General features: G+C 36.9%; 21 protein-coding genes and 2 pseudogenes. 1 reads left to right on the forward strand and 22 read right to left on the reverse strand.

Annotated features, from left to right (window positions below):
* Positions 1-164 precede the first annotated feature (164 nt).
* The 6 genes and pseudogenes from ACIPKN_RS11830 to ACIPKN_RS11855 all read right to left on the reverse strand — a co-directional run.
* A pseudogene (locus ACIPKN_RS11830) lies at positions 165-377 on the reverse strand (IS110 family RNA-guided transposase); the annotation flags it as partial.
* Positions 374-855: pseudogene (locus tag ACIPKN_RS11835) on the reverse strand (recombinase family protein); the annotation flags it as partial. The pseudogenes ACIPKN_RS11835 and ACIPKN_RS11830, both read right to left, overlap by 4 nt.
* Positions 856-1,943: 1,088 nt before the next feature.
* Complete coding sequence (locus tag ACIPKN_RS11840; protein WP_400936230.1) at positions 1,944-2,387, reverse strand: SMI1/KNR4 family protein; 444 nt, start codon at positions 2,385-2,387, stop codon at positions 1,944-1,946.
* Positions 2,388-2,406: 19 nt separating this feature from the next.
* Positions 2,407-2,784: a deaminase domain-containing protein gene (locus ACIPKN_RS11845; protein ID WP_400936232.1), complete on the reverse strand. Its 378-nt coding sequence runs from the start codon at positions 2,782-2,784 to the stop codon at positions 2,407-2,409.
* A gap of 147 nt (positions 2,785-2,931) precedes the next feature.
* The gene (locus ACIPKN_RS11850) at positions 2,932-4,164 is read right to left on the reverse strand and encodes an IS110 family RNA-guided transposase (RefSeq protein ID WP_400936234.1); all 1,233 of its coding nucleotides are present in this window, start codon (positions 4,162-4,164) and stop codon (positions 2,932-2,934) included.
* A gap of 132 nt (positions 4,165-4,296) precedes the next feature.
* Positions 4,297-5,073 carry a recombinase family protein gene (locus tag ACIPKN_RS11855; protein ID WP_400936236.1) on the reverse strand — a complete coding sequence of 259 codons (777 nt, stop codon included), beginning with the start codon at positions 5,071-5,073 and terminating at the stop codon, positions 4,297-4,299.
* Positions 5,074-5,237: 164 nt separating this feature from the next.
* On the opposite strand from ACIPKN_RS11855, the gene ACIPKN_RS11860 reads away from it, so the two are divergent.
* Complete coding sequence (locus ACIPKN_RS11860; RefSeq protein ID WP_026089141.1) at positions 5,238-5,438, forward strand: helix-turn-helix domain-containing protein; 201 nt, start codon at positions 5,238-5,240, stop codon at positions 5,436-5,438.
* Positions 5,439-5,635: 197 nt separating this feature from the next.
* On the opposite strand, the gene ACIPKN_RS11865 is transcribed toward ACIPKN_RS11860, so the two are convergent.
* From ACIPKN_RS11865 to ACIPKN_RS11940, 16 genes are all read right to left on the reverse strand, one after another.
* Positions 5,636-6,124, reverse strand: coding sequence for a YxiG family protein (locus tag ACIPKN_RS11865; RefSeq protein ID WP_400936239.1), 489 nt, complete (start codon positions 6,122-6,124; stop codon positions 5,636-5,638).
* Positions 6,125-6,567: 443 nt separating this feature from the next.
* Positions 6,568-6,906: a DUF2185 domain-containing protein gene (locus ACIPKN_RS11870; protein ID WP_400936241.1), complete on the reverse strand. Its 339-nt coding sequence runs from the start codon at positions 6,904-6,906 to the stop codon at positions 6,568-6,570.
* On the reverse strand, positions 6,896-7,435 hold the full coding sequence (locus ACIPKN_RS11875; RefSeq protein WP_400936242.1) for an ankyrin repeat domain-containing protein: 540 nt from the start codon (positions 7,433-7,435) through the stop codon (positions 6,896-6,898). Before ACIPKN_RS11875 ends, ACIPKN_RS11870 begins: the two co-directional genes overlap by 11 nt.
* A 12-nt stretch (positions 7,436-7,447) precedes the next feature.
* On the reverse strand, positions 7,448-8,833 hold the full coding sequence (locus ACIPKN_RS11880) for a GH-E family nuclease (protein WP_400936244.1): 1,386 nt from the start codon (positions 8,831-8,833) through the stop codon (positions 7,448-7,450).
* A complete protein-coding gene (locus tag ACIPKN_RS11885) occupies positions 8,833-10,365 on the reverse strand; it encodes a contractile injection system protein, VgrG/Pvc8 family (protein ID WP_400936246.1) in 1,533 nt (510 codons plus the stop codon). The genes ACIPKN_RS11880 and ACIPKN_RS11885 overlap by 1 nt, the downstream gene beginning before the upstream one ends.
* A gap of 33 nt (positions 10,366-10,398) precedes the next feature.
* The gene (locus tag ACIPKN_RS11890; RefSeq protein ID WP_142507228.1) at positions 10,399-10,806 is read right to left on the reverse strand and encodes a DUF4280 domain-containing protein; all 408 of its coding nucleotides are present in this window, start codon (positions 10,804-10,806) and stop codon (positions 10,399-10,401) included.
* Positions 10,807-10,977: 171 nt separating this feature from the next.
* Positions 10,978-11,532 (reverse strand): serine protease, encoded by a 555-nt coding sequence (locus ACIPKN_RS11895; RefSeq protein WP_142507229.1) that lies wholly within the window; start codon positions 11,530-11,532, stop codon positions 10,978-10,980.
* A gap of 24 nt (positions 11,533-11,556) precedes the next feature.
* Positions 11,557-12,687, reverse strand: a complete 1,131-nt coding sequence (locus ACIPKN_RS11900; RefSeq protein ID WP_400936249.1) for a pentapeptide repeat-containing protein — start codon at positions 12,685-12,687, stop codon at positions 11,557-11,559.
* 16 nt (positions 12,688-12,703) lie between these two features.
* Positions 12,704-14,128, reverse strand: coding sequence for a hypothetical protein (locus ACIPKN_RS11905; protein WP_400936251.1), 1,425 nt, complete (start codon positions 14,126-14,128; stop codon positions 12,704-12,706).
* Complete coding sequence (locus ACIPKN_RS11910) at positions 14,125-14,808, reverse strand: hypothetical protein (protein WP_400936253.1); 684 nt, start codon at positions 14,806-14,808, stop codon at positions 14,125-14,127. The genes ACIPKN_RS11905 and ACIPKN_RS11910 overlap by 4 nt, the downstream gene beginning before the upstream one ends.
* Positions 14,809-14,847: 39 nt before the next feature.
* A complete protein-coding gene (locus tag ACIPKN_RS11915) occupies positions 14,848-15,621 on the reverse strand; it encodes a DNA and RNA helicase (protein WP_400936255.1) in 774 nt (257 codons plus the stop codon).
* A gap of 222 nt (positions 15,622-15,843) precedes the next feature.
* The gene (locus ACIPKN_RS11920; protein ID WP_400936257.1) at positions 15,844-18,492 is read right to left on the reverse strand and encodes a molecular chaperone; all 2,649 of its coding nucleotides are present in this window, start codon (positions 18,490-18,492) and stop codon (positions 15,844-15,846) included.
* Between the two features lie 22 nt (positions 18,493-18,514).
* The gene (locus ACIPKN_RS11925) at positions 18,515-19,210 is read right to left on the reverse strand and encodes an iron-dependent peroxidase (protein WP_400936259.1); all 696 of its coding nucleotides are present in this window, start codon (positions 19,208-19,210) and stop codon (positions 18,515-18,517) included.
* Positions 19,201-20,475, reverse strand: a complete 1,275-nt coding sequence (locus ACIPKN_RS11930; RefSeq protein WP_400936500.1) for a normocyte-binding protein — start codon at positions 20,473-20,475, stop codon at positions 19,201-19,203. The genes ACIPKN_RS11925 and ACIPKN_RS11930 overlap by 10 nt, the downstream gene beginning before the upstream one ends.
* 4 nt (positions 20,476-20,479) lie before the next feature.
* On the reverse strand, positions 20,480-22,111 hold the full coding sequence (locus tag ACIPKN_RS11935; protein ID WP_400936261.1) for a serine/threonine protein phosphatase: 1,632 nt from the start codon (positions 22,109-22,111) through the stop codon (positions 20,480-20,482).
* Positions 22,112-22,161: 50 nt separating this feature from the next.
* Complete coding sequence (locus ACIPKN_RS11940; protein ID WP_400936263.1) at positions 22,162-23,001, reverse strand: PP2C family protein-serine/threonine phosphatase; 840 nt, start codon at positions 22,999-23,001, stop codon at positions 22,162-22,164.
* Positions 23,002-23,005: the final 4 nt, after the last annotated feature.

A 23,005-nucleotide genomic window follows, 5' to 3' on the forward strand; every position in this document is an offset into this window, starting at 1 on the left:
ATTTCCCATATTGAGTTTTGAGCTTCGTGAGCTCTTATCTCGTATTTATAATTACCATCAACCCATTTTTCTTTGAATCTTCTAGGTAATCTATCTAGCCCTTGTCGCTTTATTACTTCATCTAAGAAATCAATAAAAAACAATCTATCTTAAATCTTATTAAACTACTTCTTCCTCTTTATTACCAACAATTCATAGGCTGTTTTGTGCTTCATCATGGCGTATATAATGTTTACAAGCTGTCTCATTATACAACTAATGCTTGTCCTTTGTTTTGCCTTCTTTTAGTTTCCGTTGATAATGCACGGAATATGGATTCCTTAGCAATTACTTCCTCTTGCCACTTGTACTTGCTTTATGGCTAAGTTGTAAAATACCCACCTTCCTTTGCTTTTTTATTTCTTCCCTTCGTTAGTTTCAGCGCACTTTCAAGCCGTTGGTATTGGTCTAATAACTCCATTAAGTCGTTTACCAAAAAATCATTGGGGTCTTTCTTATAGATACTGTAAAATGGTTGTTCAATGCTTTTAATATCACAGCTATATTTTTTTAGTTCTCGTTGTATCAGCACTTTTACAATATCTGACTTCATAATCGGCTTGTGTTCAGTACAACCACATAACCTATTTGGACAGACGAAAGGTGAGCCAACATCTCCTGTAAGCCCACCCTATCTATTTCTAGTGCTTCCTCATTCAGTTTGGCACCACTTATTCCTTCATCTCTAAAAATATGTACCAAGTTTAAGCCTTGTTCCTTGCAATATGCCTTAATTTCATCTTCTTGATATCTCAAGCTATATCCGTCTCTTGCTTGCCCTTGAGTCGAGACTCGTATATACCCAACAACGTTCAATTTCTCAACCTCCCGTTACATAAATTGTAATTTTCGTAACACTTTTTAACGAATAGCGAGTATTATACGACCGTCTCTAGTAAAAATACAACCTTAAAAATATTTGACTATATAAAGCAAACATTCCCTCTCACATTAATCATTGTTTATCGCCACGAGCTTTGCATTTATCGTTTATTTAGTCACTATTCCATATAAAACTACCTCCTGCATGTAAAATGTCATCTCGCCTAATTCTCACACCACTGTTTACATGGTACTCCATGAAGGCCAAGCCTTTATGAGCTCTTGAATCAAATGTCAGATTATTTTTTAACCATAAACTTCTTTGAGTTAAGAAAAAACCTCGAAAGGCATATAGCCAGTCAAGGTAATAAACTCTCAAAGAATTATTTTGTTTTCGCCCCATCGTAATTCCACATTGGATAGCACTGATGTTCCAAGTATAGTTTTATTTTTTCATGTTTCCTCCTATTCTTATCTATCGAAACCGCTATTTCCATCGCCTGTTCTTCCCCTTGTATGCTAGTACTGGTATAAAATTTAACACTTAGTACACTAATTAAATAATCGTATTCTTTTCAATTTACGTATATAAACATGCAAAAAAAGCACTTGTCGCCTGTTACAGACAATCAAGTGCTTTAAGTTTATAAATTTTCTAAGTTTATTAATATTTGCAAGTTTTATAAGTTAGTTTAGTATTGACAGTATGACATCTTTTTTTACCACATGGCAAGGGGTAACGTTTAAACCCTTTAGCTTGTTTATTCTCGTGTGTTTGTTGCTTATGACATCCATAAGTTGTCCTTGTAAGTAAAATGTCATCTCGCCTATTCTCACTCTTATTACATTAGTATTAAAATAGCATCTCTTGATGGCTTGCCTTCATGAGTTATTAATTCAAATTAAAAGAAAAATCTGTTCCGACACCATTATAGATTCTTTCCCGTTTTCATATCAACTGCAGCAGTTATAACAGAAATACAAAAAGTTTATTCCTTTTTTTCGTTCGAGTTGGAATAAGCTTTTCTGAAATTATCAAATAATTGTCAAGTTAAAATCATTATGTTATTTAGATTCTTCTATCAATCGTATAGGGAGATTAAAAAATCTGATAAAGTATCACTGACCTTATTAAAATCATCTAAATCTACACTTTCATCATAACAATATACCGCTGGATCGTCCCCATCATTTAAATTAAAAAACCAGAACATATATCCTTGATGCATCATAAATATAAACTGATTATCTGTGAGTTTTTTTATGAAATTATTTTCCTCCAAAAGTTCAAAAGCCCACTCTTTTAAATCAAAAATGTACTTCATGGAATAATCCGTACCAACTAAAAATTCAATTCCATTACCAGCTTTATTCATAAAATCCAAATAAGTTTTAGGAAGTGTTCGAGTTGGAGACAATTCTACTAATTTTGATATATCATCCTTACTGCAGGGTTTCATTGGATAAGAGTCCTTCTCTAAGGATGTCAAGAAATCCTCTATATCACTACTTTTATAAAAGTTCATACTAAATCTCCTCCATATTTTACTCATCTAATATTTGTACTCTCGTAATATTAATGTTTGGGAAATCCTTTTGAAATTGATCAATAATATCATTACAACTTTGACAAATCGCCTTGTGAGAGATGATTTCAATATTACCATTAACATTTGGAGTATCTTTGTACTTTTCCCTAAGATGCTCAATCATTTTCTGCTCTGTATCATTTAACCTGCCATTCTTATCAGAACCACTGTATTTATAATGGTTTTCTGAAGGTTTACTAAAATTATCCTTATGATTAGGATTCGCTGGATCTATTTTTCCACTTACTGATTCCAAATCAATCTTTTCACCGTTAATTTCACCTTTTGTAACAGCGACATTTTTCCGTTTTCCAGCATTATATTTTTTAAACACATCGTCAATCAGTTTCTTATCTTGATCTTTTGCTTCCCTAAAATCTCGAAGGCTACCACTTGAACCACCTTTACCCGTACCCTTAGGAACATCTAAAAATGTACTTTATAAAAGGATGGCAGTTTGTTCAACCACCACCCATATTGATTAACTAGCTTTTGTTTCTGGTTGATCTGGCATGATATATGCCGTTTTATTTTTCATCATACCATAGATAATTCTGACTAATCTTCTCATAATGCAGAGGAGGGCTTGTGACTTTGTTTTTCCTTCTTTCAACTTCTGATTGTAATAGGTATAAAACACTGGATTACGAGGTATTTTACTTCCTTTACATACTTGGACTTGTTGGACAGCTAAGTTGTAAAAGATATCATATAGCTTTCGATTTCCTTGTTTTGTTTTCTTCATCATTTCCTTACCGCCCGAACCCATTTTAATAGGTGCTATTCCTGCATATCTTGCGAGTTTATCAGAGGTTGCGAACCGATGAATGTCACCGATTTCTGCAATAAAAGCGGATGAAGTAACCGTATCAATCCCTGGCATGGTTTCAAGCTGCATACCTAACTTCTGAATGGTAACCTTTAACTCTTTATCTACCTTCTTGATTTCGTGTTTCTTAAAGAGAATATCTCGAACAATACTTTGAATGATAAAGTCTCTTGATGTTTGGTATTCACGCTTTACCTCTCCATCAGCTAGAACGAGTGACATTATTTGCTCTGCCTTTCTAGTGGAACAAGCATTGTTACTCGCTTCTAGTAAGAATGTTCTTAAGTCCTCTACTGTTTCCCCCTCCAAATGAGATGGTGAAGGATAACTTTCCCAAAAGGCTAAAGCTGTTTTCCCATCTACTTCTGAAAAGAACTCCTTGTAACTTGGATAATAATAGTTTAATTGCATATGCAATTGGTTCTTCAAAGCTGTTTGTGCTTTTACTAAGGCGTTTCTTCTGCCTACAAGTTGAGCGATTATCCAATGAATATCCGATGGTGTAGCGTCAGGTAAATATGGTAACTTACGAATTAAAACATCTGCGACACATTGAGCATCCCAACTATCATTCTTTTGTGTCATCGCATAGCTGTTTCGTTCTGAATTGGATAAAGAGGAATTGACAAACTTAACGATATAGCCCTGTTCTATTATGAATAACGCTAAATCCCTTCCGTAACCGCCCACATCTTCTAATCCAAATACAGGGGTCAAATCTTCTGTAAGAAACCTGTTCACATATTCTAGTAAACTTTGAAAAATGGATGGCTTATTTTGAAAGGTCATTTCTCCTAGCTTTTCAAACCAACAATCCACTATTACCGCTGTATGTTGGAACTTGTGTAAATCTAGCCCTATATAAATATGCTTATCTCGTTTCATCAGAAAACCTCACCCCTATATTAGATTGAACGGAAAAAGCAAGACAGAGAATGTCGGCAACCTTAGGTCGAGCGTTAGTCTCTTTAGACTCGCAAGGGTACGAAAGCCTATCCATCCTCTATCTGTTAACCGTTATAAAATGGCTTGATGTTTGCCAATTACTGTTATGTCTCCATAGCGGTATAACCCACTATAAAAGGCTTTTCTATCTAAAATCCGTTTGATCTGGACTTTTGTAAATAACTTTCCTTGTTTTGTTCGATGTCCGTCATCATTCAGTTGTTCCGCTAGTTGAGTTAAAGACCATGAAGGATACTGTTCCTTTAAGTCAAACACTCTTTGAACGGTCAATGCTTGTCCTACATCAACAACTAGTCTTTTCTGACCTTTCTTCACTTTATAGCCTAATGCAACATTTCCTCCTGCATAGCCGCCCTGTTGGGCTTTCTTGTTTCGCCCTCTCCCTAGCTTTAAAGAGATTTCTAACCGTTGATATTGGTCTAATAACTCCATTAAGCCATTGATTAAAAAATCGCTAGGGTCTTTCTTGTGGATACTGTATTGCGGTTGTTCAATACTCCGAATGTCCACTCCATACTTTTTCATTTCTCGATGAACTAACACTTTCACAATGTCTGACCGCCATAAACGGCTTGTATTAAGTGTCATAACATAATCCACCTCATGGTGGGAGAGATACTCCAACATCTCCTGAAAACCTAATCTGTCCACTTCTAACGCTTCTTCATCAACTTTAGCCCCACTAATACCCTCGTCCTTAAACAAATGCAATAGCGTGTATCCTTGAGCCTGACAATATGCTTTGATTTCATCTTCTTGGTAAGCAAGGCTATATCCATCCCTTGCTTGTCCTTGTGTCGATACGCGAATATATCCGATTACCTTCATGATTTTTCCCCCTCCGTTACGCTAATCTCAATTAGTGTAACGCTTAGCCGCTATATTTAATATAAGCCCATTGTATGCGGCTTTAGCGATACATTCAACCCCTTTACCGATACAAATTTATTGTGTATCGTAAAAGTAGCATAAAAAAGAGGAAGGGAATTACCATGCCAATATCAATTAAACTAAAGGAAATCCTTAAAGAACGTGACCTTTCACAACGTGAGTTAGCACGTATGACAGGATTACGTCCAAATACAATAAGCCATCTTTGTTCAGACAATGTGGACAGGGTTTATCTATCAACATTAGAAACAGTATGCAAAGTGTTAGACATCGACATTCAGGAATTAATCGAGGTGGAGTAGTCCTCTTGCTATAGTAATCGTTCTATGTACGTCAAAGTTGCGAAAAATTTAAAAGGCAGGGAGAAAGCGAAGGTAAAGTATTTGAGAATGAGAATGATGGTATCTGATAATTTTATAATTATTTTCATAAGATAGAATACATTAAATAGGGCATATGTTTTAAAGTTGTTGTACGTACTATAAAATTTGTTAAAACATCATATAGGGCATATAAGGGTTATCTCTATGCCATGAATAAAGAGGGGAACGTTCGTCACTCCGTCCCCCAAAAAAGAACTTACAGTATATTTATTCCCATTTATAACAATGCTTCTTGCTTCAACTAATAATAAAGCATTCCATATTTCCAACGCAAAATTAGCATTAGAATAATATTGATTTACCCAGTCCTCTTCTATTGATGAGGGCTTAATTTGTCCTATTCCCCCAACATAAAAGTCAATTGACGTTAATTCTAAATAGTCATCTTCCTCAATATTAGCTTTTGTATTAAGCCTTTCTTCACCAGTATTTTCAACAAAATACCATGCCGTTACTCCTTCAAAAACCATTTTATACTTATTTTCATAACCATTATCTATTGTTTTCAACTCAAAACTAATAGTATTTTTCAAGATATCAAATTCATATCTTTCAATAACTGCAGCCCACAGTTCATTGAGTAAATCGGATAATCTTTCCTCCATATTATCACTTTCCTTTATATGCTTTTATCATTATATCAATCTGTTTTAATGCGTCATCGGTTATATCAATATGTGTAAGACTTCTATCATTGGATATTTTACTCAAGAGTAAGTGAACCTTTGCCATCAATACTAACTCTATAATATGGTTCATTTCGGCCTCCAGAGCCTGCTTCCATGATCCTTACTGTAATAGATTTTTTACCATTGGGTATTTCAACTTTATAACCTTTACCTTTTGCATTGCTAACAGTACCACCTAGTTTACTTCCTATATCATCTGCTAATCCCTTTGTGTTATTAACATATCTAGTACCCTTATCATTACTTTTATGATAAAAACGTAAAAACCCGATAAATCAACTTTTTTAAATGTCCATTTATCGGGTTACAGTTAACCATTTAATATATATTTTTTAAATGTATAATCTTTCTATAAATATCTATTTAGATAAAATTTCCTCTATACTTACCTCACGTTCATCTGTTAAATCATAAAAACCTACATTAACATCTTCTTCGTATATCCAGAACAAATCAGTTCCATAAGGTGCATCAAATATTTCAATCATTTGTGGTGCAATTTCAGATATTGTATCTGCATTAACAATAACAAAATTTTCACTATTGTTTACATAGTCATCATCGTCTTCTGCTGAAAGTATATTCCACCCATTTAACTGTCTTATCTGGCTTTCCTCCCTATAACTATATCTAATAGGTATACCTGTTAATACATTTTTGGATACAATAAAACCACCATATGCAATATTATTTACCATTCTTAAGCTCCTTCACTATATCCATAAAACCTTTCCTCCATGAATATTCATTCGCATAATCAATACATGACTTATTAAAACTATCTTTTTGTTCATATTTAGAACCTTTTTCTAAAAGGTATCTATAAATTTTACTCATATCTTCAGTTGTAAGTTTGTTCACTGTAATAGCATATTTAAGTGGAATAGAATTATATTTATCAGTCGCATTAATATCTATGCCAGCTTCTACTAATTTTTTTGTTATATTCATTAAATAATCTTTTTTCCCTCTTGTTACACAAAAGAAAACTAAATGTAATGCATTTCTTTTATCTTTGCTATCTTTAAAATTAATATCAATTTCATGCATTAGTAAGTAATCAATAATTTTTATCTTTTCATCTGGATTCTCATCATTTACAACAGCAGTCTCCAGCAAATTTAATTGTGTATATTTATCTATTTGATTAATATCACCATCATATAATTTTAAAAAATCATTAAATGTTCCATCTTTTACAGCATCAAAAATATTTGTAATTGTCATACATTATCACTCCTATTCATATTCATGACTTCGATTTGCTGAAGGATCTTCCAACCTAAAATTTTTCGGATTTGATTGAAATTCTTTTAATTCATCTAAAGTAATTTCTCTATTCTTATACTTGTTAAACATCTTACTATAAGAATTTCCTGTGGTGTGTCCGAAATCCACCTTACCTTTTCTTGGTTGACCTGGTTTCCAATCAATTACCACTCCTGTATTAGGGTCTCGCAATACTCCATCAGGGTCCACTTGTTTATTATAAACATCCTTTTCAAATTTTTGTTTTACTTTTCCTGTAGGTCCTGGTCTCCCATTTGGTTTGCCATTTTTTATATATGGACCATTTTCCAAAGGAGGTAATTTAGGCTTATTTCCAACATTATCCGTACCCTTATCAATATTCTTTATATATTCTCCAAGTTCTTTGACATCCTTCTCAGTGACTTCAACTATTGGAGCCTTATCTTCTTTCTTAGAATTACTATTTGGTTTATTATTATTATTTGGAACATCATTTTTTTTGTTATTACTTGTATACGTTTTTTTACTATCTTCTATTATTTTCGTTGTTTTTTTAGAATATTTATATGTATCATATCCTGCATCAACTATTTTAAATGGCTTAGATGTAGGCAACATAGATAGTCCTGCTAGTATCCTTTCACCAGTTGTGGATTTAGGGTCAACAAGAGTAGCAATATCTTCAAACAACAAGGTGAATATAAAACGTTCTACTATAGTAGGTTTGCTTTGGGGTAATGTATAATGCCCTCCACCCACTACTGCTTGTAAATCTTCTAAGGTTGTTATCGGCTCTCCGGCATTCACTGAATTTCTATTTCCGTTTGATACGTACTGTCGGTCTTTTAAGTATTTCTCCAGTTCTGCTTCATCTATGATTTTTTTCCCAGTTTGTTTAGTTTGCCCAGTAATTAAGTCTTTACCCGTGCCCATTTCATATAAGGCTTTAATATTCCCAAAAATAGGAATACAATTTAACCCCATAGAAACTAGTTTAAGATTTTGGGTTTTTTCATACTTTTTGACTTGTTTGACAGCAGCTTTTGACGCCTTTCCTCCCTTTGTAGTAGCCCTTTTATCAGCTTTTTTCTGTGCAAGTACTGCTTTTTTTACAGCCTTTTTAAATATCTTGGACAATTTTCTCTTGGATAATTTATTTTTAAGCTTCCTGGCCTTTGTAAAAACCTTTCCTCTCTTCTTCTTAAGCTTTTTGAAGAGATTCTTTAATTTTAATTTATTTTTCGCCTTTTTGATTTTCTTTTTGAAGGCCTTTCCTATTGCTTTTTTAACATTCCTAACAGCGGGAATACAGCCAAGGAGGCTGCCTATCGCTCCAAAAAAACCTATACTCTTACTTTTCCCCTTCTTCGCCATTAAGCGCCACCCCCACCAACAGGGATACTGCCCATGACGTCTAGGGCAGATTCAAGGTCTGCTCCGTCTTCTGGTGCATTGGACATGGACACAGGTGCTTTGTTCGATCCTTCCATTGTCACAATCTGCCCTTGCATATCGGTGTTGCCGTCAAGAACGAGACTGCTGGAGCCACAGGTTAAATGCATGGATTCTGTAGCACTCATGGAAATGCTTTTCCCTGCAAAGGTGATTGTATCATTGGCTTTTAGTGTAAGCGGATGCTTACTATGTACTTCTACTCCACTTCCCTGATCAAGCTTTAGGAAAACAGCGCCTTCCTGTGCGGTAAACGTCATCGATTGTGGGTCTAGCTTGATGTCCTTGCCTTTTGGTGTGCCCCAGTAGGATATTCTCGGATCGGCTGTTTTTGGGTTGGAGTCGCCGCTCTTTCGTACACTGTGACGAACAACGGCTGCTTCCTCCCGATGCGTCGGGAATGTAAGGTGAACGCTATCGCCTTCCTCTGGTGGGCTGTAAAAGCCGCTATGTCCTTCTGCTGTATACGGCGTAGCAAGTGAGAACCAGGTGGCTTCTTCCTTTTTTTGTGCCTCATCAATGGATAGGTGTAAGCGGACTTGATCCTTCTTGACCTCTACTACCTTACCCTCAATTGCTATGCCTGACAGGGAAGGAATGTTTAGTCTTTCTCGATGAATGCCTGACTCAGACAGTAAATAATATTCATATGTAAGGACACCTTGTTGCATGCGTGCTATGAATTTGGCCACAACTAGCTTCTTGTTTTGGATCTGGACACGGTCACCGAGCGCTAATGTTTTTTTGGACTCGATTACATAGGATACTGTATCCCGCTCCTCTATTGGTCGCTCAATGTCATTTTGCAGCGTATGTAAATACTTGGAGCGATCCTTGGTGATTGTATAGCTAGTAGCCGACAGTTTTTCTAATCGACCTTCCGGCAGACCGAACCATAGCTTAGGTCTATCGGCATCTACTGCTGGTACGAGTACTGTTCGAAAATGAGAGGCCATGCGCTTTAGAAATTGCCAGTCAGTCTCTCTATATTGTAATATAAATTGCTTTAGAGGAGTAGATTTCGATGCAGTATCAATAACATCTGCACCTGGATAGTTAGCAAGTACTTGCTTGAGCATAGTATTATACGTCATCTTGTCATGCTGGAAAGAGCGAGCTTTGCGTTTACAATCCAAGGTAAATGTAGATGACACCGCTTCTAGCTCAATTTGGTACACGCCTCTCACCATACGAACTGCCACTTCGGATACTTGCCCTTTAAAAAGCGGCCGTACACGCTGTCCATTGCGCTTTTCATAGAGCTCTATTTGATCTGAACTGCTGGCAATCTGCATACAGCGATCTTTCTTCTCCTCCAGGATAAATCCCGTAATTGATAACCTTGCATGGTCATTCACTGTTTGGGTCAAGCTGAGATCATGCAACGTTTGAACCTCATAGGGGGATACGAGCTCAAGCTCTCCGTATCCAATAACTTCCTCATACGTGTTCACATGAATACCCTTCTTTCCTCATGGGATGATGGCTTATTCTTGACCATCATCTTCTACCTTTATCGTCCCGCAATATAGGCACATATTCGTAGATTGATTGGTAAGTGCGGGAAAACGCTCAATCAACTGATCAGACTTTCCGTTAATCCATGGCATCGTGACCACTGGAGTACAGGGCATCGGTTTCAAAACACCATTATTAGCCGCTGTTGCTGCTGCCACTGTAGGATTTGATAATGTTTGACATAAACCAAAGGGCTGGATGTTGACATTGGGTTTATAATCCATTGTGTTCATCTGTGCCTTGTTTTTTGTATAAACGCCATGGCTTACTGGCATTTTTAAAATGCTTGTTTGGTCGCCCTGTGAGCAAGATAATTGGGCACCAGCAACTACATAACTGCGCTGCTCATCGCCTTTTGTCTGCATTTCATCCGCCATTAGAAATCACCCTTTCTATAAGAAACGTCCATTCACATCGCTTCACTTTTGCATACTCAAAAACGAAATAATAGGTAATGCCGAAATTACAAACTAATTAATGATTTCGTCGACTTATCATTGCCTCCTTCAAACAACTCTGTATAAATAATGTTTTTCTTGCTACGCTAGTTACCTTGAATGAAGGAGCTCGTTCCATTTACCTTCCGTTTGCACTTTGCGTAATCGAATACCTCGAAACGAACGGCGCAATATACTTTCTGCGAGCTCAATATTGACAATGATATAATCCTCTTTTATCCCTTCAATTTGAAAGAAAGTGTATGGTGCGGCTAAAGTCTCATCAATAACGAGCTTTTTTAGCGTTCCATCTAGATGAAATTCGGTTTGTGCTGAAAGACAGGCCACTTTTGGAGGAATGGAAAGCCAATATAACGTCTGTTTTAATTTCGGCATATCTACGAGAACAACTGGTTTAAACGGTAGGCGTGGCTCATATTTTTCTACTAGCTGCTTTACTGGATCAGCTAAAAGAGCAATTGGCTTTTCGATAAAATCGATATAGTCATTTTCACTTTTATCTAATACAGGAAATTGACGATCTAGCTCCTCTAGCTCCTCCATTCTTTCCACTGTTAATAGTTCTTTTTTAATAATTTTTGATAGTCCAACTGGTTCTACAGCATTCGAGATACGCTCATCCTGAGATAGAATAAAATAGTTCATCTTGTTTCTCCTTTTTCACGACATCTATTTCCAAATGACACTCGCTATTTGGAATGGATCTAGCTTTAGATGCTCCCGTGCTTCCTTCGAGAACACAGCTTTTTCTAAATTAGCTCCTTCAAAATAAGCATTCTTGACGTTAGCCCCGATAAAGCAAGCACCTCGTAAATTAGCTAGCTCAAAATCAGCACCCTCTAAATTAGCACCAGTAAAGTTCACTGGGAGATAGCCTGGCATTTCCCACTTCTGTCGATTAGTTAGTCCGCTTGCTCCCTGAGTTTGTTGGAAGTTAGCACCTTGCAATTGACTATTGCTAAAATCAGCCTCATGAATCGTGCTGAAGCTTAAATCAACGTCCATTAGTTTACTATTCCTAAGATTGGCGCCAATGAGTAAGCAATTACGCATTTGGCTCTGTGCTAAATTCGTTTTCTGGAAAAAGGCATATCGAATATCTAAGTTTTCATAGTTGCCACCAGCTAGATTTAATTTGCTAAATACTTCATACGAATATTCATCCTCTAATTTTTGAGCCAGCCAAGCTTTGATTTCTTCAATATCCTTCGAGGAGAAGTCCTCACTATAGACAACTTCATTGACGTCCATAAATTCGCCTATACGAATTTCTACAGCATCATCCCGATCAAGTGCTAAATATTCTGGACATCTAATAATGACTGGTAATGCATATCTAGCAAGGCTAATAACATATTGATGAAAATGAGTCGCTTCCTTTAGCTTGATGTGCTCAATATCCGCTTGGGAAATAGCTCCCATGAACGTTTTGCTGTATACATATAATTCTTCAACGAATTGCTCTAAAAAGCTTAGAGCCCAGCTTGCATCATAGGTCGTTAAAATAGGTCGGACGTCAAAGAACCAATCCTCATCTGTCCCCTCTACTAGATAGTGATGGCGTCCTTCCAGTAGTTCTGTGCGCAGCATGGAAAACGTAATATGTCCAATTGGTCCTTTCTGTTGAAGGGATTGTTGCTGCTGTAGCTGCTGACAAATGATTTGGAAGGATTCCCTAAATTCTTCAGCAAGCTCATCCTTTGAGGATTGGAAAAAATCCTCTAATGCTAAGAGATGGGTCAACCGTCTTTTCTCTACTTCCGTTTCATAAAAATGCTGTAAAACTCCCTCTGCTTGCATCTGTGTCTCCTTCTTTCTAATTGGCCTTTACTTCTTTCCCGAAAATTTGCACACTGCCATCCATCGTTATTTTACTTTCTTTGCATTTTAATGAAATTTCCTCCTCTGCAGACAACAGAATTTTCTTGCTTGCATTGACTGAAATGTCTGCCTCGGAAATAAGCTTAATTTCCTTTTTACTAAAAATTTCAATACCGCTCGCTTCATTTAAACGGATAAAAATATCGTTATCCTGTGCTGTAATGACAATTTCTGTTGGGCTCATCTTAATTTCTTTGCCAAAGGCTGTTCTATAATATTTCGTCGAAGGATCATCTAGCTTATTAGTCGCGGTACTGTTTAAATTTTTTCGAATCGAGCTGCTAGCAATTCCCTCTTCTTCTCGATGCGAAGGGAAATACACATGAACAAAGTCGTTCATTTCAGGCATACAATACCAGCCACTATGCCCCTCAGCTGTGTAAGGTGTTGCATAAAGGAACCAATGCGCTTTACCTTTATCCTGTTTTTCATCAATAGTTAGATGGACTTTAATATGATCCTTGGCAACTTCCAACACTTTACCTTCAATAGAGACACCAGAAATTTCATCGTTGAATATTTCACTCTTGTTCATACCATTCTTCGTTGAAAGTGTATAACAATGCTTAAGTAAGCCATCCTTCATCGACGTAGAGGCCTCACAAACATAGAGTGTTTGCTCATGAAATGTTACGTAGTCTCCTATAGCAAGTACCTTATCGGTTTCTACTTCATAGTATAAAAAGTCATGCTCTCCCATACCTTGATTACCGTTATATGTATAGAGAAGATAATCTGCTAGTTTTTTTCTTGTCGTATAATGATAGTCTTCTAGCTTTCCTTTTGCATGACCAACAGGGACACCAAAATGGAACTTTGGCTTATCAAAAGTAGCAGCAGGAACTAGTCCAGTGTTATAGCGGGAGGCAAGACGTTTTAAAAATTCCCAATCGGTTTCTCGGTACTGTAGAGTAAACTTGCCTAATTTCCCTCCCTTAGTAGCCTCATCGATGACATCGAGACCAGGATAATAAGGACTCATGAGCTTGAATAGAGATGAATAGGTTAGCTCTTTATCTTGATAGGAGCGATTTTTCTTCTGAATATCAAGGAAGTAGGTGTTGGAGGCAGCTTCGACTTCCATGTAGTATATCCCTCTAACCGCATGTATCTTGACGCCTAATATAACCCCGTTAAATAAAGGGGTAGGTGCACCTAAATGATCGAGTTGATTCACTTCGATGGATGAATAAACCTCTGTCATTTCCACGTACTGATCTCGAACTTCCTCAGGTACAATGCCCGTGAAGTGTAAAGTTGTGTGCTCATTCATTTTCTTTGTGAGTGTTAGCTCTTGAATGCTCGCTAGCTTGAATGGCAATATTTGTATATTGTGATAGGCAGTTACTAATCCACTCATCGTAATACGCCTCCCCTTCCGTTAGAAGCGAATTGCATCGTTTCCATCATCGCTCTAGCGATAGGACGCCAAGTCTCAGTATCCTCCTCCGTACAATTGAACGTACCAATAAGTGCTTTCTCATCAATCGATACAAAGAACATTAAATTAAAAATCTCGCCATCAATAGCAGGTGTCATGACCTCAATAAAGCCAACTGTTTTGTCATCTATTTTGATCACATCTGTATCAAACCATTGTGCTGCAGGCTGAGCTTGCTCAAGAACGTCAATCATATTTTCCTGAAACTCAGCTACACCTTCATCAGGTAAGGAATGTGATGTCTTGTTGAAGGCTAAATTGATAGTAGATGATTCATCCGTATAAATAATATTTGGTCTTCGCTCTGACGGGTATTTTAATGAGGCTAACTCAGCTGGCATGATTGAAAAGAGCTTCGGCATTCGGAACGAAATTTTCCCATCCATCACACGCTGATCAATGACCGGCACTTCCTGCTCATCTATATTGACAAAATCCTGGTAAAGGTCAATTGCTTGTAGCTCAGACTGTTCCTCCTGTAAAGGCTCCTCAGGAGGATTCAAAGCAGCTTGCTTTTGAGCTAATTCATGTTGTTCTTGCTCTCGCATTTCATTTCTAAGAGCAATAATTTTTTCATCTAAAAATTTCAACCCATTCACCTTCCGTTTCTTGAACGTTTTTTATCAGCAGACCAGTAGCTAGTCAACAATCATGCGCTTAGGTCGCCCTTGACTGTGCCCTGTCATACGACCACCGCGTTTTGATTCTAATAAAATACGGTTCAAGTATTTATGAATTTGACTATTAGAAAATGTTTGGTAATCAAGCTCTAGCCGATTGCAAATATAGAAATCAATTGCTTCTCGTTGAACGCGCTCTTGATTTAAGCACTCTAAAGCAAAGGCTATATCATACGGATTCACTGGCCGATTTTTTAACAGCTCTCGTGCAAAATAGTGCAAAATGATTGGATGATATGTGCTTTTTTGAAAACCTGCATACTGGCAGTGAAGATAATTGACCGTATTGTATTCTGTCGCAAAATCAAGAAAATCAATATACTCTGAACGCAGTTTGGCACCCGATTTTAATTTAAAGCGCGCTAACTCTAGCTCATTATGTGCAAGCTCTAGCGAATCATCTAGCACAATCTCTGTCGTAAGGTTTCTAAAATCTAATTCATTCACTTCTTCAGCAAATCGTACTTTTAAAATCGTTTCACTTCCTGTTGCTTCATAAGGAAGCTCATAGCTACTATGCAACATATAGAGCTTTCCATTATGCTTGATAATGCCTTTTGTAATGATGAGGCCTGTATCTGCTACAATAATTCTGGCACCGGAAATAATGCCATTCGAATAATCTTGGAAATATAAATCTAAAAATTCTCTTGGGTAATCTCGTAAATTTTCTAGCATTTCTCGCTTTAAAATTCGGCCTTTTTGAAAATGTGGATATTGATTGGCAAACAAGCTGTCACCCACCTCTTTTCTTGTTTTTCACTGATCAATTATGCCTCGGCGTCATTGCCGTTGTCGCTTTGCTTTCGCGCAGAAAACATTTGTAGCTGACGCTTTGCTTTCGCTACAGAATACATTTACCGTTGTCACGCAGATAAACAATGCGTCCGGAATCGGCTTTGTGTTTACACAAAAAACGCCTTTCCAATTCCATGACATCCGCCGGAGGCTGCTTTACTTTAATCCATCAAAGAAATCTAGCTCAGACAAATCGGTCTCAAAGGCAAAGAATTCCTTGCTACCGATAAACAGCTGCTCGTCTTTCCTTGCTACAGGAACTACATGGAAACCCCAATGATCTTCGCCTGCAAAGACGAAGAACTTCACTTCTCCATTTGTGATGGAGTCCGTCTCGTCCTGCGGAATTTTATCTTGATAATGCATCGCGATATTCTCATAAAGAACAGGTACATAATCCTCCTGACGATTAAAGTACGTGTATTTATACGATGTGTGATTGTCGCTACCCGTTAGGAAAAACTCAACTTCTTTTACACCCCATGGGCGAGAAATCGTACCGTGAATTTGATTCAGTCTTTCTAAGCTACTAATCAGCAATTTTTCCTGACGATTATGTGTAAAGGCACTGACAGCATAAGGGACAACTGGCGCATGATTCGTCACTTCTGTTTCGATCATGCCGATTTTTTTGGCATTTAAATAACGAAGTGCTCCCCTTAAACAAGCAAGCTTTAATTCTGGAACTTTCCCAATGTTTTCAGCCTTTTGTCTAAATTCAATGCTGCGTCCTGGTACAAATTCCTTTAAAGCCTCGCGAAATGCGTCTATTTTACAGGATTGTCCCGTTAATTTAATGATGGAATAGTCACTCAGTATGCCACTCTCATAAAATTCCTCTAAAAACTCTCGCACGATATCATAAATATCCGCCTTTATGAGATGATTGATTTCTTTAATGTTGAAAAAGACATTTGGGAAGTCATAAACTTCTTTAAATTGATTGTTTTCTACTAACGACAGGCACCAGCGATCTACTGCTGTGACATTTAAATCACTATCGTGCTGCATATCACTATCCGCATAAAAACGACTTCTTAATATACCTGTTTTACGGAAAAATTCCTTCTTCATCTCTTCTGCCATTTCCCATAAGAAATAGTAATTATTGCGGACACGTAGGTATTCATCACGTGTGCGATTTTCATATTCCTTAAAACGTGTAGGGATAATATTTTCGGCATCTACAAAGGCTTTTTCGAATTGCTCGTACACTGCTTCCACACCATGGTCGTCTACATATCGATAAATATCCTTACCTGGAATATCGATTAATGCATCGATATCATAATCATTTTTTCCTCGACTATAATAATTCGCAAAGACGATTTTCATAAATTGGAAAATACGATAGGTAATATTGTTGCCTCCAAAATTCGTATCTCCATTTTCATAGGTAGTATGAATATCAATTTTGTAAGAAATATGTCCGTCCTCTATGCGAAACTTACAGGAAGAAAGGTCTGTTGTTCCGCCACCACAATCGATCACGAGTGCTTTATATTCCTTGCCATCGAGAAAACTATTATTCTCTATTTGATTGGCAATCGTATTATAAAGAACAGACATTCCTTCATCGAGGGCATGCTCAATTTCAATTTGATATTCAGGCAAAATCGCACGAAACATATCTAAAAATTGTGTTTTCAGCTTAACAGGACTGGAGATATGTAAATGCTTGAAGCGACATTTAAATTGATGCTCCGCCATTCGGATAATATAAAGCATAAACTCTCTTATAATTTGGCTCCGTGGAACAAGTGCCGTATTCCCGGTAGCATCCATCACCTCTTCCAGCTTGGCATAATTACTTACCCAGCGTTTAATACCTTGGAATTTCGTAGCCAATGATGTATAGCTATTTTTTTTCATCATTTTTAACGCTTCATAACCATAGTGATAGCCTACTTGATCTGCATTGGAGCAATCTGCAACAGTCATGACTGTCGGCACTACTTCAATCCATTCATTTTGATGAAGTGGATCTGGAAATTGTACAAAATTAATGCTATTTAGCTGAATTCTATTATTTAATAAATCATGACTACAAGGAGAGGACACATAATCACTCTCTAAATAGACACCAGCCGTTGTATTTGTTGTTCCAAAATCAATGGCAAGAATAGCATTGGTTGTTTCCAGCTGTTTTATTTCTAAATCTGGTATTGGCACCTTATAGTAATGAAGATTTGTTGGCGGAAGTGGGGTTTCCTGATAGTAAGTCTTAAAGATATACTCGGAATCTTGCTTTCTTAAAAAAATAAAGCTGTAGTTTTTATTATTTGTCTTCCGAATACCGATTGCTTGATCAGCTGCGAAATAATATTGATTTGGGACTTCGTCGTCTTTAAGGATATGAAGAATGCCGCAAAGATCTAGCTGCTCATTGACTAGTAGTACATTGGATTCAACAAGAAAACCGCCTGTTTCTACGAAATACTGATCGGGTTTATCGATCTTCATCCCACTATATAAGCTCATTTTGGCAGGAATTTTAATGTCACCATTGTCAGACATCGGTGTTTTTAAATACTCTTGCATGGCCGCTTCTACTCGTTCAAAGCCACCATCCTTTTTTTCTCTAATAAGAGGGTTTTCTTCAGAGCCACGATATCTTAAAATCTTGTCGATTAACTCATCTCTTGTCAGTGTATTAATAAGCCCAGTCACAAGCTTTTCCTTATAGCAAATATTTCTAAGCTGGAAGGTTGTCATTTCCATTAATTCTACTCGTGTATAGGTCATATATTTCTTTTCTGTATTACGCTTATTGGCATACAGCTTATATGAATAGTTAGTTGTCATTGGAATACCTCCTCTGCCCTATTTAGTAAAGAGCTATTCGATCTAGCTTCATTGTTTCCTCTGCATCAATAATGCCGAAGTGATATTGCCAATAAACCTCCATATGAAAGCCTATTGGCAGGAAAATTTCTTGAACAATCCGTACCTTTTGCTCATTCTGTTCTGTCTGCTTTTGATGGATGTATAAAAGCAGCTCATCCTGCTCCTCCGATTTCACATAAATCATGCAATTTTTAAAGAGCCTTTTCAGCGTATCCTTTAATAAGTAAATTTCTTCACCTGTCTGATAAAGCCTTAGCATATTTAGTGCTACTATTTCTTGCTCCTTTTTCGTAAAGGCATGCATATTGTCGCGTACCAATTTTCCAAATACATTGGCTTCGATTTCTCTTAAAATAAAACGAATATAGAACTCTCTTTTATTCATGCCTTGCATACGATCAATTTCAGCTAAAAAATGCAATACGGTATCTAAAAGATACTTTCTAAACTCTAAATCTGAAAAATTATCTGGATGGAAGAGACCATTAAAAATTCCGTAATAACGATAATACGGATTTACTTCAACATGCTGTTCAACATACTGTGCATTTAATAGTTGTGGACTAAGTTCCATATAAGGTGAATAGGCTTCGGCAAGATGAAAATATATATCCTTGTTAGAAAGGCCTTCATCCTCAGCTTTAATAAGCAAATCCCAAATATAGTTCATAGCCAAACACCTACACATTCATATTCGAAGAAATGTCGTTGCACTTCTGATACGAGGAAGCTTAAAATATCGTTTGCAATAAAGTTTCTCTCCTCATTCGCCTTAAACTTTAGTAGCATCGTTTTTTTATGATTATTTTCTCCTATCATTTCCGTTAAGAAAGTGTTCGCAGAATGAGTAAAGCTTGTTCCAGAATAGGCGTCCACTATTTCGATATCTACAAGCTCAAAGCTGTTAGCAGCCTCGAAGGAATTAATCATACGCGTAATTTCGCCCTTCGTTTTAACAGTAGCCGTATACTTGTTAGCAAATTTGTGTATAAAATGCTCAATTCTTCTATTTGATACAAGCTCGTAATGTAATTTACCGATTTTCTCATCTGCCATTTTTGCAATTTTTATTAACTGCCAAACCCCCGACTTATCGCGGGGTGAGACTATTGTTAATTCATTGTCTGAACGTTTAACGTAACGAACATTATCCTCATCGGCCTCTACAAGATAGCCATGCTCGTTGCCGATTTTACGTATGGAAAGGACATGCTCATAATTCACCTTATCGATTGCAGGGATGGGAAAACCGACATTTTTGACCTCATGACGTTCAATATTCCATAGTGGAACCATATTTAAGCGTTTTTTGTCCTCATACTCTTCTAAATCAACGATTATTTCAGTAATTTCAGCATCCTCATTTAAAGGTGGGCAATCTTCTAAATTGACATTAAAAAATTTATAAATGAATGGATGATTAATCGTTTTCCATGGTAGGCCATTTATTTGGAAAAGCGGATATAGCTTGTTCATCTCTTGTAAATAGTCCTTATTTTGGGTAAGGCTGACCTTTATCTCTACTTGTCCTTCTGTCGTTACTAGCTTTCCACTAAAAAGTCGCTGCTCAGCAAGTAACTGTTGAATTTGCATGGAATCACATTCTAGAAATAATGTGAACAGTTCTGCAGATTCCTTGTTTTTAAACGCTTCAAGTATTTTTTTTATATTGATGGATTTACTTTCTAAATCAGCTGGCCGCATCGGGAATAAGCATTCATGAATAGGGTCAACATCCTCCTTAGAACTTAGCGTCACATAAATATCAAACCTATCCTCAACATCATCCATTTCGTTGAATATGCGCTCCTCGAGCCTGTTGTTCATGTCATCCTGATAATCGATTAAATTTACAAAAACGCCACTGACAATATCCTTTAGCAGTTGACGTTGCTCTAAATCCTCTATTTTGCGTAACCGTTCAATCATGAGCTCTTTCATCAATTTATTTTCCCTCTTTCATCACTTCAGCATTAGATGGCTCACTGGCAGCTGTTCCTTCATTCGTAGGTGGCGCTGCATTATCAGCAGTTTGCGGTTGAGGAGGAGGATTCAATTTATCATTGGCATTCATAACCTTTCGCTCAAGACCTAAAACCTTCGACAGCAGCTCTGTCTCCTGATAAATTTCCTGTGCAAGTGTATAATATTCAATCGCTTTCCCAAACTCTTGGCGTGCATAGCTCTGATCTCCGCTTTTTTCTAAGCCTTCTGCCTTTAATTCCTTTTGGGCCTTTTTCAATTCAGCAATTTTAGCCTCTGTATCTTCTATTTTTGTCTTTATTTCAGGTTCGCCCGTATAGGCAATTGTCAAGGCTTTTTTTCTTGCCTTTTGATACGTTTCAAGAGCCCCATTGTAGTCCTCTGCATCAAATCGGAAATCTCCATCTTTCACAGCTTCAGCAATTTGTACAATAGTATCCATATTGGCGATTCTTTGTTCAACTACTCCTTTCCCAAAGTCTTTAATAAGCTTTCCTTCTTTTTTAGCCTTTTCATATTGCTCAAGCGCATCGTTAAATTTACCTTCTTCCGCTGCTTTATCTCCATTGATAATCAAATCGGTAACTCTTAATTTTTTAGCTAGTAAATTTCTATGTATTGGATCCTTCAATTTTTTGGCCGCATTTCTGCCCTCACTATATTCCAACAGTGCCTTATCATAAGTTCCATCTTGAAAATACTGGTTTCCGCTCTTTTCATGATCTTTCATCTCTACGGTTAATTCAGCCATTTTTTTAGCTTGCTTCACCTGATAAAAAATGGTGCCTCCACCTACGACTAAAGCTAGCACTAATGCAGCTGCAATCATTTTGATGTATTTCATTTTTTTCTTATTTGTTTCCTGATAAACCTTGTTCGCAAATATAGCTGCGATTGTGTAATTATTGACAACTTTCTTTTGCCTACTTAACAGTATCTCTTCTAATAAATCAATGTATTGTTCAGGCTCTTTTGCTTCTTCCAACGCATCTGCCATTTCAATTTCATTGACATCTTCCCAAAAGCCAGTTGTACAAAGCACTAGTACATCGTCATCCATTAATTTCATTTTCTTAGAAACAAAAGGCTGAAAATCTTTTGGTTTACCAAGATAATTTAATAAATTGGTTCTTTCCTCATGCTGGCTAATATCGAGCGAACGATTCCTATTATTCACGATCTCTTGCGCTAAGCTTTGATCCGTGCTTTTATACGATAAAGTACCATTCCGGAAATGATACAGTCTCGAATTTCCGGCAACTGCCACAATCATCTTGGAGTAATCTGAGACGACCATGACAATACTAGCCTTCAATCTTACCCTTAAGCTTTGAGCTTGAAGTATGTCTTGCGCATTTTTCAAATATTTTTTAATGCTTCTTCTAGACATGGATGGCTTTTCCATAAATTTTTCTAAAATTGCCTTCACAGCAAGCTCTGCACTACTTATTTCCTGATCAGAATCTAACCCTTTTATAGCTACCCAGCAGGCTACATCGTCCAGCTCTGTATAGGCAAAGTAATCTTTATTTTGCAAAAATGAGCCCGCTTCGGATAAAAAGCTTGTTTTAAAGTTGCTATTTTCCTTTCTCATGATTACTCCTCCTTATTTACTGACTCATTTAAAGACGACAAGTAAAATGATTACCATGTTTTTTCTAGAATAACGATGGTTGCATTATCTTGATTTTTTAAGCGTTTTTGTTCAACGGCTTTAATAATGTCTTGAGCAATATCATAGGGAGTCGCTTGCTGAGAAAGAATTTTCTCCATTTCAACCTCTGTTAAAGTATCATAGACTCCATCACTAAATAGACATACCTTGTCCCCTCTATTTAGCTGAATCGGACTATTCCCTATATCCATATTTTTAAAGCCTTCATACCCTAAATAATTGATAAGTCTCTTTTTCAAAGGATTTTCCTGCACCTCAAGCTGAGATATTTCACCAGATATATATCGCTCAGTTAACACTGATTCAAAAATATGCTTTTGATTGATTGCCTTAAATTCTCCATTTCGAAAAATGGTTATGACACTATCTCCAACGGCTCCCCAGTGAAGAAATCCGTTATCATCAATAACGGCTGCCACTAATGTAGTACCACCATTCGAGCCATTTAAATTTTCGACAATCATATGATTACTTGCAAAAGCAGCCTCCTTAAAAAATTTTTCTAGCGTATTTAGACCGCTAAGCTTTTTGAATTCTTCTATAAATGTATTGACGGCAACTGTGCTTGCCATCCTACCGTTGGCTAAACCACTGATACCATCTGCTAGGACAGCAATTGTCCCATCATTCGTTTCAGCTGTAGAGAAATAATCATCTTGCTCATCACGTCTGCCAATTGTTTGTCCATTTCCGATTTCTATTTTATTTTTTTCATTTTGTTGCGCAAGCATGTTTCGGATGATTAATAAGGCAACGAGTACAACGATAAAAATAAGCGAAATTATGTAAGGCAGTAGTTTCGGATCCATTTGT

The sequence above is a fragment of the Lysinibacillus sp. NPDC086135 genome (genome assembly GCF_044746345.1).
Classification (GTDB): Bacteria; Bacillota; Bacilli; order Bacillales_A; family Planococcaceae; genus Lysinibacillus.

Bases quoted from the DNA above. Each gene is read 5' to 3' on its own strand.
- ACIPKN_RS11840 (WP_400936230.1), bottom strand. From the start codon at position 2,387: ATGAACTTTTATAAAAGTAGTGATATAGAGGATTTCTTGACATCCTTA.
- ACIPKN_RS11850 (WP_400936234.1), bottom strand. From the start codon at position 4,164: ATGAAACGAGATAAGCATATTTATATAGGGCTAGATTTACACAAGTTC.
- ACIPKN_RS11855 (WP_400936236.1), bottom strand. From the start codon at position 5,073: ATGAAGGTAATCGGATATATTCGCGTATCGACACAAGGACAAGCAAGG.
- ACIPKN_RS11860 (WP_026089141.1), top strand. From the start codon at position 5,238: ATGCCAATATCAATTAAACTAAAGGAAATCCTTAAAGAACGTGACCTT.
- ACIPKN_RS11865 (WP_400936239.1), bottom strand. From the start codon at position 6,124: ATGGAGGAAAGATTATCCGATTTACTCAATGAACTGTGGGCTGCAGTT.
- ACIPKN_RS11870 (WP_400936241.1), bottom strand. From the start codon at position 6,906: ATGGTAAATAATATTGCATATGGTGGTTTTATTGTATCCAAAAATGTA.
- ACIPKN_RS11875 (WP_400936242.1), bottom strand. From the start codon at position 7,435: ATGACAATTACAAATATTTTTGATGCTGTAAAAGATGGAACATTTAAT.
- ACIPKN_RS11880 (WP_400936244.1), bottom strand. From the start codon at position 8,833: ATGGCGAAGAAGGGGAAAAGTAAGAGTATAGGTTTTTTTGGAGCGATA.
- ACIPKN_RS11890 (WP_142507228.1), bottom strand. From the start codon at position 10,806: ATGGCGGATGAAATGCAGACAAAAGGCGATGAGCAGCGCAGTTATGTA.
- ACIPKN_RS11895 (WP_142507229.1), bottom strand. From the start codon at position 11,532: ATGAACTATTTTATTCTATCTCAGGATGAGCGTATCTCGAATGCTGTA.
- ACIPKN_RS11900 (WP_400936249.1), bottom strand. From the start codon at position 12,687: ATGCAAGCAGAGGGAGTTTTACAGCATTTTTATGAAACGGAAGTAGAG.
- ACIPKN_RS11905 (WP_400936251.1), bottom strand. From the start codon at position 14,128: ATGAGTGGATTAGTAACTGCCTATCACAATATACAAATATTGCCATTC.
- ACIPKN_RS11920 (WP_400936257.1), bottom strand. From the start codon at position 18,492: ATGACAACTAACTATTCATATAAGCTGTATGCCAATAAGCGTAATACA.
- ACIPKN_RS11930 (WP_400936500.1), bottom strand. From the start codon at position 20,475: ATGAAAGAGCTCATGATTGAACGGTTACGCAAAATAGAGGATTTAGAG.
- ACIPKN_RS11935 (WP_400936261.1), bottom strand. From the start codon at position 22,111: ATGAGAAAGGAAAATAGCAACTTTAAAACAAGCTTTTTATCCGAAGCG.
- ACIPKN_RS11940 (WP_400936263.1), bottom strand. From the start codon at position 23,001: ATGGATCCGAAACTACTGCCTTACATAATTTCGCTTATTTTTATCGTT.